The organism is Amylibacter marinus (genome assembly GCF_030160015.1).
In the GTDB taxonomy this organism is placed as follows: domain Bacteria; phylum Pseudomonadota; class Alphaproteobacteria; order Rhodobacterales; family Rhodobacteraceae; genus Amylibacter; species Amylibacter marinus.
Genome location: NZ_BSNN01000002.1, coordinates 545,006 through 564,100 on the forward strand (window position 1 = coordinate 545,006; position 19,095 = coordinate 564,100).

Genomic DNA, 19,095 nt, shown 5'->3' on the forward strand with positions numbered 1-19,095 from the left:
TATAAACTCTTAGCGTGCAGGCTCAATCCACATTCACGTTAGCGCGACAAACATGCCGCGCTATTTGTCTGGGGCGGATTTACTGGCCAGCCAGTCAGCAATGGCCGCATTATCACTTTGCGGCACAGATGACACCAATGAATGCACCCGTGGTGCACTGCCCCGCGCGCGCGGCACCTGTGTGCGATAATGATGCATCTCGCGCGCACCAAAATAAAACGACACCACCGCCCCCAAAAGCCACCATAGCGGTTCTGGAACTTCAGCTAGCCCCTGCATGCGTTTTGAAAACGCCAATGGATCCGCCATTGAAAAAACAAACAACCCCACCGTTCCCAGCGCCATAACTGGGCGTGGCAGGCGATTCAACCCATCAATAAACTGATCAAACGCACCGCGACGCTGGTGTTGAAACTCTGCGGCGAATTGCCCCTGGGCACCCAACTTTTGCAGATGAGCCTGTTGTGCTGCGGCAGTTTTATTCGGAACAAAAACCTCAACCACGCGTTCAACGACAGGCGCTAGTCCAAATATTTCGCGTATTAACCCCATGCGCTTACCCTTTGCTGATGCTGTTCATTCGTAAAATGGTATTTCGCCGAGATAAATTCCTCGGCACGTTTGATCCAACCACCCTTGCCGCCAGAACGGCTGCGCGCATATTTACGACTGGCACTGCGCCGATCCGCAAGAGCGTAATAATAATTGCGCCGTGCAATGCCGTAGGCATCAACAAAATGTGCAGGTGCAGCGCGAAAGGCGCGGTGACTGGCGCGAATACTGTGGGGTCCCAAAGCACCATCAACAGCCACCTCTTGACCAAATTCACATAGAACCCTCTGGAGAATTTTAATCGCGTTTCCGCCCGCATTTACATACATGTCGAAAACAGATGCTTGCAGGGCGCGCGGCAAGCTGTCGATTTTTGGGGCCTTGAAATAGTGCTGGATAAAAATATCTTCGGCATGGCGGCGGGTTAGCAATTTAACATCGCGTGCATCCAAACTACCATCAGAATTCAAATCCAGCCCTAATCGGCGCAATGTGTGAATAGTAACACCATATTTCGTGGCCCCACCTGGATCATCGGGATCATTCACATAGCCCCCCTCGCGGGCGACAATTTCTTTGGCGATTTCGTTAACTGTTAGCATGTGGAACCTATCTAAGAACCACATCATCCAATCACAGGGAGGTTAGTTTTTCGTAGGAGCAGCGTCCTGTTGAAAGACCCCCTGCTCTTTCAACGCATCAGCCACCTCCTTGGGCAGATAATTCTCGTCGTGCTTGGCAAGAATTTCATTGGCTTCGAAGGTGCCATTTACCAAACGCCCTGTGGCGATCATGCCCGTGCCCTCGGAAAACAAATCAGGCAGTATTCCAGAAAAGGTTACCGGTACGTCATGGGCGCGGTCGGTCACCACAAATCGGGTAATCTCGCCGCTTTGCGACACAGTTTCTTCCTTCACCAATCCCCCAATGCGGAAAACCTCAGTTGGCGCGATTTGCTCAGCAAGCACCTGTGACGGGCTGCGGAAAAATTCTATGCCATCCTTAAAGGCAAAGCCGATCAATGCCGTGGCGATAGTAATCAGAACAAAGCCGATGACGATCAGCTGAATGCGCCGCCGTTTTTTCAGACCGACCGCCATTAAGGAAATACAGGCGCTGACAACAGCCCCATGTCCTCGGGCAACCCCAGCATCAGATTGGCATTTTGCAAAGCCTGACCAGACGAACCCTTGGTTAGGTTATCCAAGGCCACAACAATCATCGCACGCCCAGATAGACGATCCGCTGTCACCCCGATATGGCAATAGTTCGACCCGCGTACATGGCGCGTCGAGGGCGCTTGCCCATAGGGCAAAATTTCTATGAAGGGTTCATCCGCGTAGGCCTTCTGAAAGGCCTTGAATATCGCCTCGGCATCCCCTTTTACATAGACATTTGCAATGATCCCGCGATTAGCCGGTAATAAAGTTGGGGTAAATTGTACCTTAACAGGTCGCCCAGCAATCGCCGAAAACTCTTGGTCAAACTCGGCCAAATGCCGATGCGTGCCACCAATCGCATAGGGGAATGCGCCCTCGGATAATTCCGCATGTAGAAATGGCTCTTTCAGGGCCCGTCCAGCGCCGCTAACTCCGGTTTTCAAATCTATGATGATATCATCTAGGTCAATCAATTCTGCCGCGATCAACGGGCGCAGGGCATATTGCCCCGTGGCAGCATTACACCCTGTTCCCGCAACCAAACGTGCAGCTTTAATCTGCGAGCGGTAAAACTCTGTCAGCCCATAAACCGCCTCTGCCTGGCATTCTAATGCATCATGTTGCCCCCCGTACCATTTTGCATATTCTTCTGGATCACGCAGACGAAAATCCGCAGAAAGATCCACAATTTTCAAGGCTTTAGGCAGCGAGGCAATAACTTTTTGACTGGTGGCATGAGGCAATGCACAAAAACACAGATCCACATCACTAAAATCAATCTGATCAATTTTCGCCAATGTCGGCAAATCTAAATGGCGTAGATGCGGGAAGACTTCGGCCATCTCTTGGCCGGCCTTACGCTCAGCACTCATCGCCACGATATTCATCATCGGGTGTGTTGCAATAAGGCGCACCAGTTCCGCCCCTGTGTATCCAGAAGCTCCTAATATTGCGATGTTTTTTGGCGTAGCCATGATGATTACCTCATTTATTTCGGCTGATCTACGATATTTTCTGTGCTATTACAATCAGGCGGCACAAAATCGCATTGGCTTGGACAAAAAACGCGTAGCAGCATCGCTAACCAAGACCGGATCCCCAGTTGTTAACAGACGTTGGGCAGTCTGCGCACCGCGCATATGTGGATGGCGCATTAGATAATCTTCAAGCGATGCTGCCACTAGATTTGCCTGGCTAAACACCCGCACATCGGGCCCCAGAGCCGCCTGAAAAATATCCTCTAGAATTGGATAATGAGTACAACCCAATATGGCAGATTGCGGGTTCGGCATCCGCCGTTTTAGGGCTGTGACGTGGCTGCGCACCATGGCCTCTGCCAATTCTAGATCATTATCCTCTAACGCATCAACCAACCCTGCACAGGGCTGTGCCTCTACATCCACGCCAATCGCACGAAAGGCCAATTCGCGCTGAAATGCACGGCTCGCAACTGTTGCAGGCGTTGCAAACAGAGCCACCTGCGTCACCGCAACCTCGCGCGGGGGGGAATTGTCGCCCCAATCCCGTTCAGTCAAGGCTTCGATCAAGGGGACAAACACCCCCAATACCCGTTTGTCCCTAGGCACCCATTCTTCTTGCATGCGCTTACACGCCACTGCTGTTGCTGTGTTGCAGGCAAGGATCACCAGATCACAGCCCTCGTCCCACAGGCGCTCGACGCTCGCACAGGTTAGGTTATAAATATCATCGGCATCACGCACGCCGTAGGGCGCATGGGCATTATCCCCCAAATACGACAAGGCCAAATCAGGCATGCGCTTTTGAATACCACGATAAACGGTTAGCCCACCCAAGCCACTATCAAAAACTCCTACCGGCATCTTATATTCCACTCATCATTTTATATGTTGATAGGCTGAACCAAAACCAAACGAAACCCAAAAGACAAAAACACGACAAGTTTACGCAGGCCCACGACGCGTATAGGTGCTGTCAAAATCATATCCATAATCCAAGTCCGCTTGCCCAGCCCCGCCCAATCGATAGGTTTCGCCTCGCAGATAGTCCATCAACTCGGCCGGTTTCTGGGCATACCCCGTCAGATTTTCGGGGGTGATGGGCTGACCAATCGCTATGCGCACAGGCCTGCGAATGCTGCGTTTGAACTCGCGGATCAACAAGGCAACTCGCAGATGTTGATGCAAATGGCTGGCCATCTGAAACAGGCGACTGTTCGATCCATCAAAATACACCGGCAATACCGTTGCTTGGCTCTCGGATATGATCTTGGCGGTAAAGTTGCGCCACTGCGGATCGCGCGCGGCACCCATGGGGCGGCTGGCCGTAGATACCGTCCCCCCTGGGAAAACAGCAACAGCTCCCCCCGCCCGCAGATTACGCACGGCGATACGGCGGGTTTCCAAATTAACCTTGGCCCCTTGTCGAGTGCTCTCAAAACTGATGGGCAGAATAAAGCGATCGATTTCAGAGGCACGCTGAAAAACATTGTTGGCAATAATTTGAAAATCATCGCGCCTCTCTGCCAGAAGGTTGCCCATGGCCAGCCCGTCAAGAATACCAAAAGGATGGTTGGCGACCACAACCAAAGGCCCCTCAGTTGGGATATTCTGGGGGCTGCCCTTGATAAAATCATACTCGATGGCATACCGCTGGGCGATCACCTGCCAGAAATTACCCCCCCGCTCGATATCCACATCATAGCCATCGGCGCGGCGGATCAATGCCGGGCGGCCCGTCAGATTCTCGATCCCACGGATCATCCTGCGCGCCATCCGCCCATCGGCACTATTCGCATAACTGATATCGCTGGCAACAGAGCGATTGAAATTCATGGGAAACCTCAGAACATTTTTGCCCCCTACAGGGGCCTATCGAGCTGATTAGAACATGTGCACTGGATGCAAAACAAAAAAGGCGAGCCAAAGCCCGCCTTCTTGAAATAGATAGAGTAAGCTATTAGCGCTTTGAGAACTGGAAGCTCTTACGCGCTTTGGCCTTACCGTATTTCTTACGCTCCACAACACGCGCATCACGTGTCAAGAAACCAGCAGCCTTCAACGCACCACGCAATGTTGGTTCGTACAATTGCAATGCTTTGGAAATACCGTGCTTAACCGCACCAGCTTGGCCAGACAATCCGCCGCCCTTCACTGTTGCCATTACGTCGAATTCACCTTCAACACCGGCAACGCTAAACGGCTGACGCAGAACCATTTGCAACACAGGGCGTGCAAAATATGTGTCCATATCCTTGCCGTTTACGATCACTTTACCTGAACCAGGCTTGATCCAAACGCGTGCAACCGCATCTTTACGTTTACCAGTGGCATAAGAACGGCCCAATTCGTCGCGCACAGGCTCGCGGGTAACCGCGGCTTGGATTGCGGCGGCATCACCACCTACGGCGTCTTTCAAGTCATCCAATGATTTGATTTCTTCGCTCATGACTGGCTCCGAGTATTTTTAGCGTTCATGGCTTTAACGTCCAGAACTTCTGGGTTTTGCGCTTCATGCGGGTGATCAGCACCGGCATAAACGCGCAGGTTTTTCAATTGTGCGCGTGACAATGGGCCACCGGGCAACATACGTTGAACAGCTTTTTCCAATAGGCGCTCTGGGAATTTACCTTCCAAGATTTGACCAGCGGTGCGTTGCTTGATCCCACCTGGGTGGCCCGTGTGCCAGTAATGGATTTTATCTGTACGTTTTTTACCAGTCATCTGTACCTTGTCGGCATTGATCACGATAACGTTGTCGCCCATATCCATAGAAGGCGTGAATGTTGGCTTGTGTTTGCCGCGCAAACGCATTGCAATAATTGATGCCAAACGACCCAATACCACGCCTTCAGCGTCGATAATCAGCCATTTTTTGTCAATATCAGCAGGTGTTGCTGAGAATGTTTTCATGGTTTCGTTCCAATTTTAAGAGCGCAGATGCGCCAGAATTCGATTTCTGTGGTTCTAAGGGTTTTACACACCACGTCAAGCATCAATACATGCAAAATACTTCGCAAAATCAATAACTTATAAATACGGTATCATTTTACCCCAAGCAAACACATTGACCACAACCAAAATCAGACCTATCCAACCACAGCATCAAGGGGCAGGCTCATTGAAATTCATCAAGATCATCACCCAGATTTTTCGCACCACAGCTTGTGATTGGCGGATGACCAATAATACATCAGGCAGGTTTCAGGGGTTTCAGTGCAAAACCTGCAAGGCAGAGGCCCTTGGCTATAAAGGCAAAGAGCCACAGATGTGTAAAAGGCAGATCCGCCACAAGCCGCTATAAAGAGCGCGCCTGTGGTGGTATTGAATAGGTCAGACTGGCGCGCGCTACCGGCTTGTCTACGCCTTCGGAATACAACAAAACATCCCCCACCGCCAAAGAACGCCCGAGTTTATGCAAGCGCACATCCGCGATCATATCATTGGCCGAGGGGCGGCGCATAAAATCAATAGAGCAGTTGGTCGTCACACACAGCGCCTCTGGGCCTACATGGGCCAATACCGCCATGTAAAACGCACAATCTGCCAGCATAAACATACTGGGCCCCGAGACCGTACCACCGGGGCGCAGATGCGCATCTCTGACCATCAGGCGCACCCGAATATCGCCCTCGACAAGGCTATCGATGTGTACATCATCACCTAATTGCGGGAAGACATCCGCCAAAAACGCAACCATTTCAGGAATATCCATCTTTAACATCTAGGCACCTCTAATTTTTTGGTCTTGTGGATACAGCGCACCAAAGCGCGCCCTTAGGATCATAACCATCACAAACACCGCGCCCAGCTGATGCAAAATCGCGATATGCCACGGGGCTGCATACATCACCGTGAAAATTCCTAATACCATCTGCAAGGTCACCAGCGCCAACACAGCCGTACAGATACCGCGCAGCGCCACATGCGCCGATTTTCTGGCCCTGAACCATAAAAAGATCGTAAACCCAAAAACCAAGTACCCCAGCATACGATGATTAAATTGTACTAAGGCAGGGTTCTCGAAAAAATTACTCCAGAACGGCTCGTAATCAAAGCTCTCGGATGGTAAAAACTCGCCCCCCATTAGCGGCCAATCAATATACCCGCGCCCCGCATCAATACCAGCAACCAAGGCCCCCAGCAAAATCTGTGCAAAAACCAGCCCAAGTAACAGGCTGCTTAGGCGCGCAATTCCCCTGTCCGCCGAACGCTGTGCCTGAAACAGCTGCATTTCTGGGCGGCGTAACAACATAATATACCAGCCAATCACCGCCAAAATAGCAAAGGCCAATCCTAAATGCACTGCCAAACGATAAGAGGCCACATCCACCATGCGCCCTGTAAGACCCGAGGATACCATCCACCAACCAATAGCCCCCTGTAATCCGCCCATCAATCCGATAACCACCATACGAGTTTTCCACATTGCTGGGATGTTCTGGGTGATGAAAAAATAAACCAGCCCCACGAACCAAACCAAACCAACCCAGCGCCCGAGCTGACGATGGCCCCATTCCCACCAATAGATCGATTTGAACCCCGCCAAATCCATTCCCTTATTCTGAAGTTGAAACTCGGGAATTTCTTTGTATTTATTAAACGCTTCGGCCCAATCGGCCGCATTTAGCGGCGGCACCGCCCCCTTTATCAGGTTCCATTCAGTGATCGACAATCCACTGTCCGTTAGCCGCGTTAGCCCGCCAACCACCACCATCAAGGCCACCATACCAAACAGCGCCATCATCCAGATGGCCACCGGGGCGCGCCACGCACTACGCCCCGCATCAATACTGCCCCCTTGGGGTTTCTCTTTTGGGCGCTCTTGCTCGGTTACATCTTCAAAAATACTGCGCTTCTTGCTCATATCTGCCTCATATCGTCTTTGGCGCAATTTACGCCAAAGCACACACCGCGTCCAACGCTTTGCGAATATGTCGCAATCTATATTTCTGCACGCAATAATAGTGTGATAACGCACATATTTACCCGAATTATCCGCTATTCTACCATTGCGGAGGCACCCATGAATTTCGAAAACTTCAAATTTCTAAAGGATAAAAAACGTGTGGCAGATCGCCTGCTACAGCTGGGCGATAAACTAAACGAAGAGGTGCCACAGAAAAATCCGCGCAAAACCCTGATCGCCACATGGAATATCCGCGCCTTCGATAGCAAGGCCTACGGCCACCGCTCGCACGAGGCGATCTATTACATCGCCGCCATCATCGAACGCTTTGATATCATCGCGGTGCAAGAGGTGAAAGAGGACTTGAATGCGCTAGAGCGCCTGATCACGCGATTAGGACGCGATCACTGGGCCTATATCGTATCCGATGTTACCGATGGCACACCGGGTAACCGCGAGCGTATGGCCTATGTCTATGACCGCCGTTCGGTGCGCTTTGACTCCATCGCTGGCGAGATTGTCATCCCCCCCACCGCCATCAAAGAGGGCAATAAATTGGTCGAATACGCGCCGGCAAAACAGCTGTATCGCACCCCGTTTCTGTGCGCCTTTGAAATTGGTTGGACCAAACTGATGTTGTGCACGGTGCATATTCTCTACGGTAAAAACAAGGCCAACAACCAAAAACGCGCCAAGGAAATTTCGATGATTGCCGAGTTCCTGGCCGATCGCTCGCGCGAACGAAACGATTATTCAAACCTTGTGCTTTTGGGGGATTTTAACATCTATAAACCCGAAGACATCACCATGGATGCAATTACCGATGCAGGATTTATAGTGGACAATAGCTTGCAAAAGCTGCCGCCCACCAACGTGGGGAAAAAGGCGCGACACTACGACCAAATAGCCTTTCGCCCCAAGGATAGAACGCTCAAGGCTACAGGCCTTGCGGGCGTATTCAACTTTTTCGATGTGGTCTACCGCGATGACGATGAACAAACCTATGTCTCTGCCATGGGGAAATCATATTCCACCACCGCCAAGGGCGGCGTGCGCAAGAACAAATCCAGCTATTATCGCACCCACTGGCGCACCCATCAAATGTCGGATCACCTCCCCATGTGGGTGCAAATCCACACAGATTTTTCAGAAATGTTCCTGCACGATGTGATCACCGCCGATGATTAATTACCTGCGCGGCTTTTCCATGGTTTTGATAATTCCGTGGAACACGCGAATGTCGGCCTGTGTCATGTTCAGACGCGAGAGCATGTTGCGCAGAGTCAAAATCATGCTTTCTGCCTTGTCCTCGGGCCAGAAAAATCCCCGCGCCCCCAGCGCCTCTTCCATGCGTTCGCCTAGCTTTTGAACCTCTAGCCCGCTGGCAAAATCCGTACCGGCCATTTCCATAAACGAGGGCGCATCCGTGCCTGCCAATCGACGCCACTCATAGGCCAATAACAAAACACACTGTGCCAAATTTAGCGATGCAAAGGCCGGATTAACAGGCACAGAAATCAACGCATTGGCCTGCACGATATCTTCATTCGCCAGCCCGGAACGCTCTGGCCCAAACATCACACCGACCTTTTGCCCCTCTGCGATCATGCTGTGGGTCATTTCCATGGCACGCTCAGGTGTTACTACCAGTTTGGTCAAATCTCGACTACGAGCGGTGGTGGCAAAGGTGAAATTCAAATCCTCTAGCGCTGTTTCTGTGCGCTCGTGCACCTGTACCGCATCCATCACACGCCCTGCCCCACTGGCCATCGCCTGTGCCTTGGGGTTTGGCCAACCATCGCGGGGGTTAATAATACGCATCCTATCCAAACCAAAATTCCACATGGCCCGCGCCGCCGCTCCAATGTTTTCACCCATCTGGGGCTCGACCAGAATAACCGTGGGTGTTGGCCCCGCCCAATCCGCGGCCTTGGCGTGATCTGTACCTGACATCTGCATTCCTTTTGGCTTTGTGCTCTGTTACCCTTCCTGAAATTCAAGTTCAAGGAGTGCAATATGGCCTATGACACCGGACATGCCCAAATCCTAGAAGACGACCTGAATGATCTGGCAGGTATAGAACAGAAGCGCTTGTTCGGGGGGCTGTGCTTTATGCTACATGGCAATATGCTGTGCGGAGTGCACAAGGACGGTGCTATGTTTCGCGTAGGCAAGGAAAACGAGGCGGCGGCACTGGAAATAGAAGGCACATCACCTCTATCCTTTACCAAGCGTAAAATGGGCGGAATGCTGGATGTAGACGGCGATTTATTGGCTGACGATCACCGCCGCGCACAGCTGATGAAACTGGCGCTTGGTTTTGTGGGCGCCCTGCCAGCCAAATAGCTGTATACCAAAGTATACAAGACTTCCATTCCCCCCCCATATCCGCTAAGAAGCACCCAGTTCTGATTCCAACCAACCCAAGCGAGGTAAAAATGTCCAAAATTAAAGTCGAGAATCCCGTCGTCGAGTTAGACGGTGATGAGATGACCCGCATCATCTGGCAGTTCATCAAAGATAAATTGATCCTGCCCTATCTAGACATCGACCTAAAATATTATGACTTGGGCATGGAAGCACGCGACGACACAGATGATCAGATCACTGTGGATGCCGCCGAAGCGATCAAAAAATATGGCGTTGGTGTAAAATGCGCAACCATTACCCCTGATGAGGCCCGCGTAGAGGAATTCGGCCTAAAGCGTATGTACCGCTCACCAAACGGCACCATCCGCAACATCCTAGGCGGCGTTATCTTCCGTCAGCCAATCATCTGTAACAACGTACCCCGCTTGGTTCCAGGTTGGACAAAACCAATCGTTGTTGGCCGTCATGCGTTTGGTGATCAATACCGCGCGACAGACTTCTTGTTCCCAGGCGAAGGCAAATTAACCCTGAAGTTCGAAGGCAAAGACGGCACAGTAATCGAAAAAGACATGTTCGATGCGCCATCTGCGGGTATCACAATGGGCATGTATAACTTGGATGCCTCTATCTACGATTTCGCGCGTGCCTCGATGAACTACGGCCTAAACCTTGGCTGGCCTGTATATCTGTCTACTAAAAACACAATCCTAAAAGCCTATGATGGTCGTTTCAAAGACATCTTCCAAAAGGTATATGAGGAAGAGTTCGAAGCAGAGTTCAAGAAAAAAGGTATCCACTACGAGCACCGCTTGATCGATGATATGGTTGCGGCCGCCATGAAATGGTCTGGTGGATATGTTTGGGCCTGTAAAAACTATGACGGTGACGTTCAATCGGATACTGTTGCACAGGGCTATGGCTCTTTGGGCTTGATGACTTCTCAGCTGATGACACCAGATGGGAAAATCGTAGAGGCAGAGGCCGCTCACGGCACAGTGACACGCCACTACCGCCAGCACCAAAAAGGCGAGGCAACCTCTACAAACTCTATCGCATCTATCTATGCTTGGACAGGTGGCCTAAAGCACCGCGCTAAACTAGACCAAAACGAGCAACTCATGAACTTTGCCAACACATTGGAAAAAGTGATTGTAGATACCGTTGAAAACGGCTTCATGACCAAAGATTTGGCATTGCTGGTTGGCCCAGATCAAAGCTGGCTAACAACAGAAGGGTTCCTAGAAAAAATAGACGAGAACCTGAACAAAGCAATGTAATCTATTGCTGATACAGATCAAAGGGCGGTGCAACAGCGCCGCCCTTTTTACATCATGGGCTTATCCTCCACCCGCCCTCCAGGAAACTGATGCGGCTTTGTTAAATCCACGCAGCACCAGCCTCGTCTCGCGACCCGCAGTCTAGCACCCAATCACCAGCGCTAGATTGCCGATAATGCAGACAGGATGCCCTGTTATCCGAGACGTTGCGGATAATGATTAGGGAGCAACATTTCTACCTTGTTGCGAAAATGCTCCAGCCCACTACCCTGCCCGTTATGCATAAAATTCCACTCTTCCACCGCAAGGGAATGGCAATCGTTGAGGCTGGTTGCCGATCCGGTCAAAGCAAGCACATAAACCAAAAAATGCCCTAACTGTTCATCAGTATTCGCGCAAATTCTTCACAGTACCAACAATTCGCTTGTCTTATATCTGGTTTTAACCTCATATTTCACCTCACCCCGCCAAACTGGCGATCAAACAAAGGCGCACATAATGCAAGCACATACGCTCTATCTTTGCGTGGCAATCATCGCCGAAACCATTGCCACTACATTGCTGAAATCATCCAATGGTTTCACCAAACTGTGGCCCTCGATCGGTGCGTTGGTGGGATTTGCCATCACCCTTTACCTGCTAGCCCTAACCCTGCGCTACATGCCCGTGGGCGTGGTCTATGCGATATGGTCTGGGGCAGGCATTGTGTTGATCACCATCGCAGGTATCATATTCTTTAAACAGCATCTGGATTTCGCAGGCTACCTTGGCATCGCCCTGATTGTGACAGGGGTGGTGGTGTTACAGGCCTTTTCAAAAATCAGCCTGCACTAACGTAGCTAAAGGGCTAAACGCCCTCTACAATCACCAATTCACGCTGAGAATGCGCGAGCGCGATGGGCAATATCGCCTGATACTCCGGCGCATTGTAAAAAGCTTTGGCCGAGGCCACGTCTGGAAACTCAACAATCACATTGCGCGCACGCCCCGCACCTTCGATTTGCTCGGCTGGACCACCCTTAGCCAGAAACTTGCCGCCAAACTGGGCGGCGATTTCTACGGTTTTAGAGGAGTAGGCTACATAGGCCTCTGGATCGGTCACATCTACCTGCGCAATGACATAGGCGGCCATTACAGCCCCTCTACAATGGTGTAGTTGCGTGTTGAAACACCCTCAGCTAAGGCAAAAGACAGCGCCTCTTGATATTCAGGCCCGTCATAAAACTTTACCGCAGTGTCGAAATCGGGGAATTCCAAAACCACATTGCGGTTCTGCTCTGGCCCTTCTTTGGTCACACAGCGCCCGCCGCGCGCCAAAAACACGCCATTATATTTGGCCACCGCCGGCCCAGCCAAGGCCACATATTTCGCGTATTCCTCGGCGTTGTGCACATTAATCTGCACGATACAAAAAGCCTTCATCCTATGCTCCTACCACTTTCTCTGCTGCCAAAATGGCCGCATCCGCATTCTCGATACTGGTACCACCAGCCTGCGCCATATCAGGGCGGCCACCGCCACCCTTGCCCCCCAGCGCAGCTGCTGCGGCCTTGACCACATCAACAGCGCTGATTTCACCAGTTAGATCATCAGTTACACCAACAGCAGCAGCGGCCTTGCCACCTGCCCCCGAGATCAACAAAATCACCGCAGAGCCCAGCCGGTTTTTATGCTCGTCAATCAACCCGCGCAGATCCTTACCCGGCACATCCTCTAGAACCTGTGCAAAAAACGCGACCCCGCCAATATCTTTGGCATCGGCCGCAGTGCCAGCACCGCCCATGGCCACGGCCTTGCGCAGATCCGATACTTCGCCCTGAAGCGCACGACGTTCATCCATTAACCCCTGAATACGCACAGATATCTCTTCGGGCTTAGCCTTCAGCAACCCTGCCACATCGGCCAATACCGTGGCCTGCTCTGCCTGATGCGCCTGTGCTGCGCGCCCTGTCAGCGCCTCGATCCGGCGCACACCAGAGGCAGATGCCCCCTCTGTGGTTAGGATAAAGCTACCAATCTCACCCGTTTGCGCCACATGGGTACCACCACATAGCTCTAGCGAATAGGTATTCTTATCCAACCCCTTATTCGATCCATCCTGAACCCCCATGGAAACCACACGCACCTCGTCGCCATACTTCTCGCCAAACAGCGCCTGCGCACCCAATGCACGCGCATCATCTGGTGTCATAATGCGGGTTTCCACCTTAGAGTTCTGGCGAATATAATCGTTCACCTCGCGCTCTACTTCTGCAATCTCTGCGGTGCTCATCGCCTTGGAATGGCTGAAATCAAAGCGCAGGCGATCCGCCGCGTTCAATGAGCCACGCTGTGCCACATGGGTGCCCAAGACATTGCGCAGGGCCTCGTTCAGCAGGTGCGTTGCGGAATGGCTATTTCGAATTCCTGTGCGATTGGAATGATCCACCGCCAGCTCGGCCACGTCTTGGGTCGATATTACCCCCTCACGCACAGTGCCAATATGTACAAAAATACCCGCCTTCTTTTTCACATCGGAAACTGAAACCGCCGCCCCATCAAAGCTGATGGTGCCCATATCGCCAATCTGGCCACCGCTTTCGCCATAAAACGGGGTCTGGTTGAACACCAACATCACCTTGTCGCCCTTGGTGGCGGTGGGGCTTAATGCGCCATCTTTAACAATCGCGATTAACTGCGCCTCGGCACTTTCAGTGTCATAGCCCAAGAAATCTGTGGTGCCATGCTCTTCGGCCACATCAAACCAGATGCTTTCGTCCGCTGCATCCCCAGATCCGGCCCATGCGGCGCGCGCCTTGGCCTTTTGCTCGGCCATTGCCGCATCAAACCCATCCGTATCAACGCTCACACCCTTTTCACGTACGGCATCCTGTGTCAGATCCAGCGGAAACCCATAGGTGTCATACAGTTTAAATGCCGCGCTACCAGACAGAGCCTGTCCCTCGGACAAGCCGGCCAATTCATCATCTAATAGGCGCAGGCCACGGTCTAACGTGGTTTTGAATCGCGTCTCTTCTAATAGCAAGCTTTCCTCGATCATCGCCTGTGCTTGGGTCAATTCGGGATAGGCCTGGCCCATCTGTTTCACCAGCGCAGGCACCAATTGATGCATCACCGGATCTTTGGCCCCCAGCAGATGCGCATGGCGCATGGCGCGACGCATGATGCGACGCAATACGTAGCCCCGCCCCTCGCTGGACGGTAAAACACCATCAGCAATCAAAAAAGAGGTTGAACGCAGATGGTCCGCGATCACGCGGTGATGTACATTTTGATCGCCATATGGGTCAACACCCGTTGCATGGGCCGATGCCTCAATCAAATCTTTCATTAGATCGGTATCATAATTGTCATGGCTGCCCTGTAACAAGGCCGCGATACGCTCCAACCCCATGCCAGTATCGATCGATTGCATTTCCAATGGTTTCAACGACCCATCTGCAAACTGTTCGTTCTGCATGAAAACCACGTTCCAGATTTCGATGAAGCGATCCCCATCTTCCTCGGGTGATCCAGGAGGGCCACCCCAAATATGCTCGCCGTGATCATAGAAAATCTCGGTGCAAGGCCCACAAGGCCCGGTAGGCCCCATGCGCCAAAAATTGTCGTCCGTGGCAATGCGGATGATGCGATCATCTGGCAGACCAGCATATTTCTTCCAAATATTCGCGGCCTCGTCATCGGTGTGATACACGGTGACATATAGGCGATCCTTATCAATCCCAAAGTCCTTGGTGATCAAATCCCACGCAAATGATATGGCCTCTTCCTTGAAATAATTGCCAAAGGAAAAATTGCCCAACATCTCGAAAAATGTATGATGGCGCGCGGTATAGCCAACATTGTCCAAATCATTGTGTTTGCCACCGGCGCGCACACATTTCTGGGCTGTGGTGGCACGCTGATAGTCACGGGTTTCTTGGCCCAAGAATAGGTTCTTAAACTGTACCATCCCGGAATTCACAAACATCAATGTGGGATCATTGCGCGGGATCAGCGGCGAACTCTCTACAATTTCATGCCCATTTTTTCCGAAAAAGTCCAAAAACGTGGACCGAATATCATTAACGCTAGCCATTTTTCTGCCTTGAAACCTGTTGTTTTCACAGGTTTACCCCCGCGCCAGCGTACTGTCCACAGGCAAAGAAAAAGCACGGATAATTTTCCGTGCTCTTGTCAAATCTATTGGGTAACTTAGCCTAGTCGACCACAGCGTCGCTGTCATCCATGGCATCAGCGACGGGTTCGGGCATATCAAACTCCAAACCATGGGCCGCGCGGATCTTATCCTCAATCTCATAAGCAATTTGCGGATTATCCTTTAGGAAGGTTTTGGCATTCTCTCGCCCCTGCCCAACACGCTCGTCACCATAAGAGAACCACGAACCCGACTTATCGATAATCCCAGCCTTCACACCCAGATCGATCAATTCACCACGCTTGGAAATACCCTCGCCATACATGATATCAAATTCCACTTGCTTGAACGGTGGCGAGACCTTGTTCTTTACAACCTTCACCCGCGTGGCATTGCCCACGATCTCATCGCGATCCTTGATCGCGCCAATGCGGCGAATATCCAGACGAACGGACGAGTAAAATTTCAGTGCATTACCGCCAGAGGTCGTCTCTGGTGAGCCGAACATGACGCCAATTTTCATCCGAATTTGGTTGATGAAAATAACCATACAGCCGGATTTTGCGATCGATCCCGTTAGTTTGCGCATGGCCTGAGACATCAAACGCGCCTGCGCGCCAACCTGATGATCCCCCATGTCACCCTCTAATTCCGCCTTGGGCGTTAGGGCCGCAACAGAATCGACCACCACCATAGATACAGCACCAGAACGCACCAATGTATCCGTGATTTCCAATGCCTGTTCACCAGCATCTGGCTGTGAAATCAACAACTCGTCAATGTTCACTCCCAATTTACGGGCATAGGCCGGGTCAAGGGCATGCTCGGCATCCACAAAGGCACAAATGCCACCCTTTTTCTGCTCTTCTGCAATGGCATGTAGGGTCAATGTCGTCTTACCAGAGCTTTCAGGGCCGTAGATTTCAATAATCCGTCCCTTAGGCAGACCACCAATTCCAAGGGCAATGTCCAAACCGATAGATCCGGTCGAGGTCGCCTCGACATCCATGCGCGCACTATCGTCGCCCAATTTCATAATGGAACCTTTACCAAACTGGCGTTCAATCTGGCCCAATGCCGATTCCAATGCTTTATCTTTGTCCATATTGCGCTTTCCGCCAAAATCCAAAAGAGTCGATGCCATGGTTTATCTCCTTATTTCACATCTTCCGCAATCGTTAAGGTGCGGATGTTCGCCTGTTGTTCTATTTTTCTTATGAGACCAAAAAGAGAACATATCAAGAAAAAATTTACTTTCTTTACTCTGCAAGAAGACCCTTTCGAAAAGGTAAAACTTTATATAAAATCGAAGCAAAACAGGTGACACCAATCTATCATGTTGATTTTTCTACAAAAAAAGCTTGTTCTTTTCGCCACACCCAAGACCGGCTCAACCGCATTACACACCGCTCTTGCTGGCAAAAGTGATATTTTATTTAAAAATGCGCCCGCCGCTAAACATATATCCCCCCAACGCTACAGCAAAACCATGCAACCCTTGGTCGAAGATTTGGCCAAAGGTACCTGCGAAACGCTGGCTGTTATTCGTGAACCACTAGACTGGCTGGGCAGCTGGTATCGCTATCGCAGCCGCGCTGCCCTATCAGGGCACCAAAACAGCACCGCCGATATCAGCTATGATCAGTTTGTAGCAGATTACCTATCGGATAAACGTCCACCGCACGCCGCAGTTGGTTCTCAAGCCAATTTCCTGTCATGTACGCCAGATTACCTATGGCGCTATGATTGTATGAATAGCCTCAGCATTTTCCTGTCACTGCGCCTCGAGCACCGCTTTGATCTGCAACAAATGAATGTATCACCAATAAAAACTCTGCGTCTAAGCCCGAACAACACCGCCGCGCTACGGGATTACTTTAAACCGGATCTAGACCTTTATGAAACAGCAATCAGTGACAGTTAACGCGGTCGCTCATCGCTTTGCGCCGCCTCGCCCACCGTTTGAATAAGCGCCTTAAGCGAATAGGGCTTGGGTAAGAAGGTCACATCCTTCATCTTTTCCCATTGATCCGATAGCGCCTCCTCGGCGTAACCAGATACAAAAATCACCTTGGCGGTCATATTCTCTTCTTGGGCCTGTTGCACCCAGGTGGGGCCATCCATATCTGGCATGATCACATCAGAAACAACCACATCAAAATTGCCGTCATATTGCGCGATCCGCTCTAGGGCCTCTTTGCCACTGGCAGCGGTAGATAAAACCACCCCCTGCGCCTGAAGAGCACGCGTAGATACCGCCCGAACCGAATCCTCATCTTCGACCAACAGAACTCGCAAACCAGCCAAGCTGGTGATTTGCTCGCGCTTTTCATGTACCTGTTGCGAGGCCTGAACCACGGCAGGATCCGCAATAGGTAAATACAGCGTGAATGTCGTGCCTACATTTACAGCGCTATCCACAAAGATATAGCCCCCCGTTTGCTTCATGATACCATAGGCCATCGACAGCCCAAGCCCCGTGCCCTTGCCCACTTCTTTGGTGCTGAAGAACGGCTCAAACACTTTGTGTAATTCACTGTTGGGTATTCCAATGCCCTGATCCTCGACTTGGATCACCACATAGTTTCCGGCTAAAATACGCACATTGCCCCGTATCTCATCATGGCTCAGCTCTACCTTAGAGCTACGTAGATGTATTTCACCGCCCTCAGGCATGGCATCGCGCGAGTTTACGATCAGATTCATAATCACCTGTTCCAGCTGACGCCCATCCACAAATGCCAAGGGCAAATTCTTCTGTTGGTCAAAGTTCAGGGTGATTTTCTCGCCAACCAAGCGATTTAACAAATGCGTTAGATCAGACAGTGTCTCGTTCACCTGAATAACACTGGGGCGCAGGGTTTGCTTACGCGAATAAGCCAGCAGTTGCCCCACCAAGGCCGCCGCACGATTGGCGTTAGAGCTGATCTGCATCAAATCCCCATAATCGCTATCACCCTTTTCATGGCGCAACATTAAAAAATCGCAGTAGCCCGAAATCGCTGTGAGCAGATTGTTAAAATCATGGGCAACCCCCCCCGCCAGCTGACCAATGGCCTGCATCTTTTGGCTTTGTACAAACTGCGCCTCCATGGATTTCAGCTCTGTCGCATCGGTGATCACCGCGGTTGTTTCAGGGCCACTTTCCCCCATCACATTCAAAATTTGAATTTGTAAATACACATCCCCGCATCGCCGCTTTGCCAATGCAAATTCCGATTTTTGAACGTTTTTGTTTTGGCGAATATTCTGCACCCACTGATTAACAGATCGCCCCATCCCTTCGACCAGATCGCTCAAATATGGGTCTTCACCCTCTTCAATCTTTAACAGCTCGCGCGCGGATCGATTGGGGCCATACACACGCCCATTGACGGAAATGCGTAACAGGGCGATGGGTAATTCATCTAGCGCAGACTCGTTGACGGGCTTACGTAGCCTGAAAATATCCTGAAACACTCTCGGGCTGAATAATTTTCGATCAATACGCAGGCCCTGCGCAATTAGGCCCACCGCATAGAACACCCCAAATGTTACCAGCGCTATGTGAATTTCATGCGGTACGACACCATAGGAGAATATCGCAAGTGCGCAAAACGACAGCCCCAGAACAAACTGTGGCGTCACATAATCGAACAAGCGTCCTGAAAAAGATCTGTTAAAACTCATACGCCTACCAAACGCAACTCCCCTAACAAAAGGTTAACAGATA

The 19,095-nt window shown here is 51.2% G+C and carries 22 protein-coding genes; 6 read left to right on the forward strand and 16 right to left on the reverse strand.

Going from position 1 to position 19,095, the window contains the following annotated elements; translation table 11 throughout:
* Positions 1 to 60: 60 nt before the first annotated feature.
* From QQL62_RS03460 to rplM, 8 genes are all read right to left on the reverse strand, one after another.
* Positions 61 to 552, reverse strand: coding sequence for a holin family protein (locus QQL62_RS03460; protein WP_284376146.1), 492 nt, complete (start codon positions 550 to 552; stop codon positions 61 to 63).
* Positions 543 to 1,154 carry a holin-associated N-acetylmuramidase gene (locus QQL62_RS03465; RefSeq protein WP_284376147.1) on the reverse strand — a complete coding sequence of 204 codons (612 nt, stop codon included), beginning with the start codon at positions 1,152 to 1,154 and terminating at the stop codon, positions 543 to 545. Before QQL62_RS03465 ends, QQL62_RS03460 begins: the two co-directional genes overlap by 10 nt.
* Positions 1,155 to 1,196: 42 nt before the next feature.
* Positions 1,197 to 1,652: a cytochrome c maturation protein CcmE gene (gene ccmE, locus QQL62_RS03470; protein ID WP_284376148.1), complete on the reverse strand. Its 456-nt coding sequence runs from the start codon at positions 1,650 to 1,652 to the stop codon at positions 1,197 to 1,199.
* Positions 1,652 to 2,686: an N-acetyl-gamma-glutamyl-phosphate reductase gene (argC, locus tag QQL62_RS03475; protein ID WP_284376149.1), complete on the reverse strand. Its 1,035-nt coding sequence runs from the start codon at positions 2,684 to 2,686 to the stop codon at positions 1,652 to 1,654. The genes ccmE and argC overlap by 1 nt, the downstream gene beginning before the upstream one ends.
* Positions 2,687 to 2,740: 54 nt before the next feature.
* The gene (locus tag QQL62_RS03480) at positions 2,741 to 3,553 is read right to left on the reverse strand and encodes a glutamate racemase (protein WP_284376150.1); all 813 of its coding nucleotides are present in this window, start codon (positions 3,551 to 3,553) and stop codon (positions 2,741 to 2,743) included.
* A gap of 81 nt (positions 3,554 to 3,634) precedes the next feature.
* Positions 3,635 to 4,525, reverse strand: coding sequence for a lysophospholipid acyltransferase family protein (locus QQL62_RS03485; RefSeq protein ID WP_284376152.1), 891 nt, complete (start codon positions 4,523 to 4,525; stop codon positions 3,635 to 3,637).
* Between the two features lie 124 nt (positions 4,526 to 4,649).
* Positions 4,650 to 5,138, reverse strand: coding sequence for a 30S ribosomal protein S9 (gene rpsI / locus QQL62_RS03490; RefSeq protein WP_284376153.1), 489 nt, complete (start codon positions 5,136 to 5,138; stop codon positions 4,650 to 4,652).
* Complete coding sequence (gene rplM / locus QQL62_RS03495; RefSeq protein ID WP_284376154.1) at positions 5,135 to 5,602, reverse strand: 50S ribosomal protein L13; 468 nt, start codon at positions 5,600 to 5,602, stop codon at positions 5,135 to 5,137. Before rplM ends, rpsI begins: the two co-directional genes overlap by 4 nt.
* A 208-nt stretch (positions 5,603 to 5,810) precedes the next feature.
* Between rplM and QQL62_RS03500 the strand changes: the two genes are divergently transcribed.
* On the forward strand, positions 5,811 to 5,993 hold the full coding sequence (locus QQL62_RS03500; protein ID WP_284376155.1) for a hypothetical protein: 183 nt from the start codon (positions 5,811 to 5,813) through the stop codon (positions 5,991 to 5,993).
* Here QQL62_RS03500 and QQL62_RS03505 read toward each other — a convergent pair.
* Positions 5,988 to 6,413, reverse strand: coding sequence for a PaaI family thioesterase (locus tag QQL62_RS03505; protein WP_284376156.1), 426 nt, complete (start codon positions 6,411 to 6,413; stop codon positions 5,988 to 5,990). The genes QQL62_RS03500 and QQL62_RS03505 overlap by 6 nt on opposite strands.
* Positions 6,414 to 7,556, reverse strand: coding sequence for a heme A synthase (gene ctaA / locus QQL62_RS03510; protein WP_284376157.1), 1,143 nt, complete (start codon positions 7,554 to 7,556; stop codon positions 6,414 to 6,416). It abuts the gene before it with no gap.
* Between the two features lie 159 nt (positions 7,557 to 7,715).
* Between ctaA and QQL62_RS03515 the strand changes: the two genes are divergently transcribed.
* Entirely contained in the window at positions 7,716 to 8,786 is a 1,071-nt protein-coding gene (locus tag QQL62_RS03515; RefSeq protein ID WP_284376158.1) for an endonuclease/exonuclease/phosphatase family protein, read from the forward strand.
* Here the strand turns inward: QQL62_RS03515 and QQL62_RS03520 are convergent, their stop codons facing one another.
* On the reverse strand, positions 8,787 to 9,551 hold the full coding sequence (locus tag QQL62_RS03520) for an RNA methyltransferase (protein ID WP_284376159.1): 765 nt from the start codon (positions 9,549 to 9,551) through the stop codon (positions 8,787 to 8,789).
* A gap of 63 nt (positions 9,552 to 9,614) precedes the next feature.
* Here QQL62_RS03520 and QQL62_RS03525 point away from each other — a divergent pair, with 63 nt between their 5' ends.
* From QQL62_RS03525 to QQL62_RS03535, 3 genes are all read left to right on the forward strand, one after another.
* Positions 9,615 to 9,944, forward strand: a complete 330-nt coding sequence (locus QQL62_RS03525) for a TfoX/Sxy family protein (protein ID WP_284376160.1) — start codon at positions 9,615 to 9,617, stop codon at positions 9,942 to 9,944.
* A gap of 92 nt (positions 9,945 to 10,036) precedes the next feature.
* A complete protein-coding gene (locus QQL62_RS03530) occupies positions 10,037 to 11,245 on the forward strand; it encodes an NADP-dependent isocitrate dehydrogenase (RefSeq protein WP_284376161.1) in 1,209 nt (402 codons plus the stop codon).
* A 498-nt stretch (positions 11,246 to 11,743) separates the two neighbouring features.
* The gene (locus tag QQL62_RS03535) at positions 11,744 to 12,079 is read left to right on the forward strand and encodes a DMT family transporter (protein WP_284376162.1); all 336 of its coding nucleotides are present in this window, start codon (positions 11,744 to 11,746) and stop codon (positions 12,077 to 12,079) included.
* 13 nt (positions 12,080 to 12,092) lie between these two features.
* Here QQL62_RS03535 and QQL62_RS03540 read toward each other — a convergent pair whose 3' ends face one another.
* From QQL62_RS03540 to recA, 4 genes are all read right to left on the reverse strand, one after another.
* Positions 12,093 to 12,377: a DUF1330 domain-containing protein gene (locus QQL62_RS03540; RefSeq protein ID WP_284376163.1), complete on the reverse strand. Its 285-nt coding sequence runs from the start codon at positions 12,375 to 12,377 to the stop codon at positions 12,093 to 12,095.
* Positions 12,377 to 12,667, reverse strand: coding sequence for a DUF1330 domain-containing protein (locus QQL62_RS03545; protein WP_284376164.1), 291 nt, complete (start codon positions 12,665 to 12,667; stop codon positions 12,377 to 12,379). Before QQL62_RS03545 ends, QQL62_RS03540 begins: the two co-directional genes overlap by 1 nt.
* A 1-nt stretch (position 12,668) precedes the next feature.
* Positions 12,669 to 15,323 carry an alanine--tRNA ligase gene (gene alaS, locus QQL62_RS03550; RefSeq protein WP_284376165.1) on the reverse strand — a complete coding sequence of 885 codons (2,655 nt, stop codon included), beginning with the start codon at positions 15,321 to 15,323 and terminating at the stop codon, positions 12,669 to 12,671.
* A 121-nt stretch (positions 15,324 to 15,444) separates the two neighbouring features.
* Positions 15,445 to 16,527: a recombinase RecA gene (gene recA, locus QQL62_RS03555; protein WP_284376166.1), complete on the reverse strand. Its 1,083-nt coding sequence runs from the start codon at positions 16,525 to 16,527 to the stop codon at positions 15,445 to 15,447.
* A 192-nt stretch (positions 16,528 to 16,719) separates the two neighbouring features.
* On the opposite strand from recA, the gene QQL62_RS03560 reads away from it, so the two are divergent.
* On the forward strand, positions 16,720 to 17,307 hold the full coding sequence (locus QQL62_RS03560) for a gamma-glutamyl kinase (RefSeq protein WP_284376167.1): 588 nt from the start codon (positions 16,720 to 16,722) through the stop codon (positions 17,305 to 17,307).
* Here QQL62_RS03560 and QQL62_RS03565 read toward each other — a convergent pair.
* Positions 17,304 to 19,052, reverse strand: coding sequence for an ATP-binding protein (locus tag QQL62_RS03565; RefSeq protein ID WP_284376168.1), 1,749 nt, complete (start codon positions 19,050 to 19,052; stop codon positions 17,304 to 17,306). The genes QQL62_RS03560 and QQL62_RS03565 overlap by 4 nt on opposite strands.
* Positions 19,053 to 19,095 lie beyond the last annotated feature (43 nt).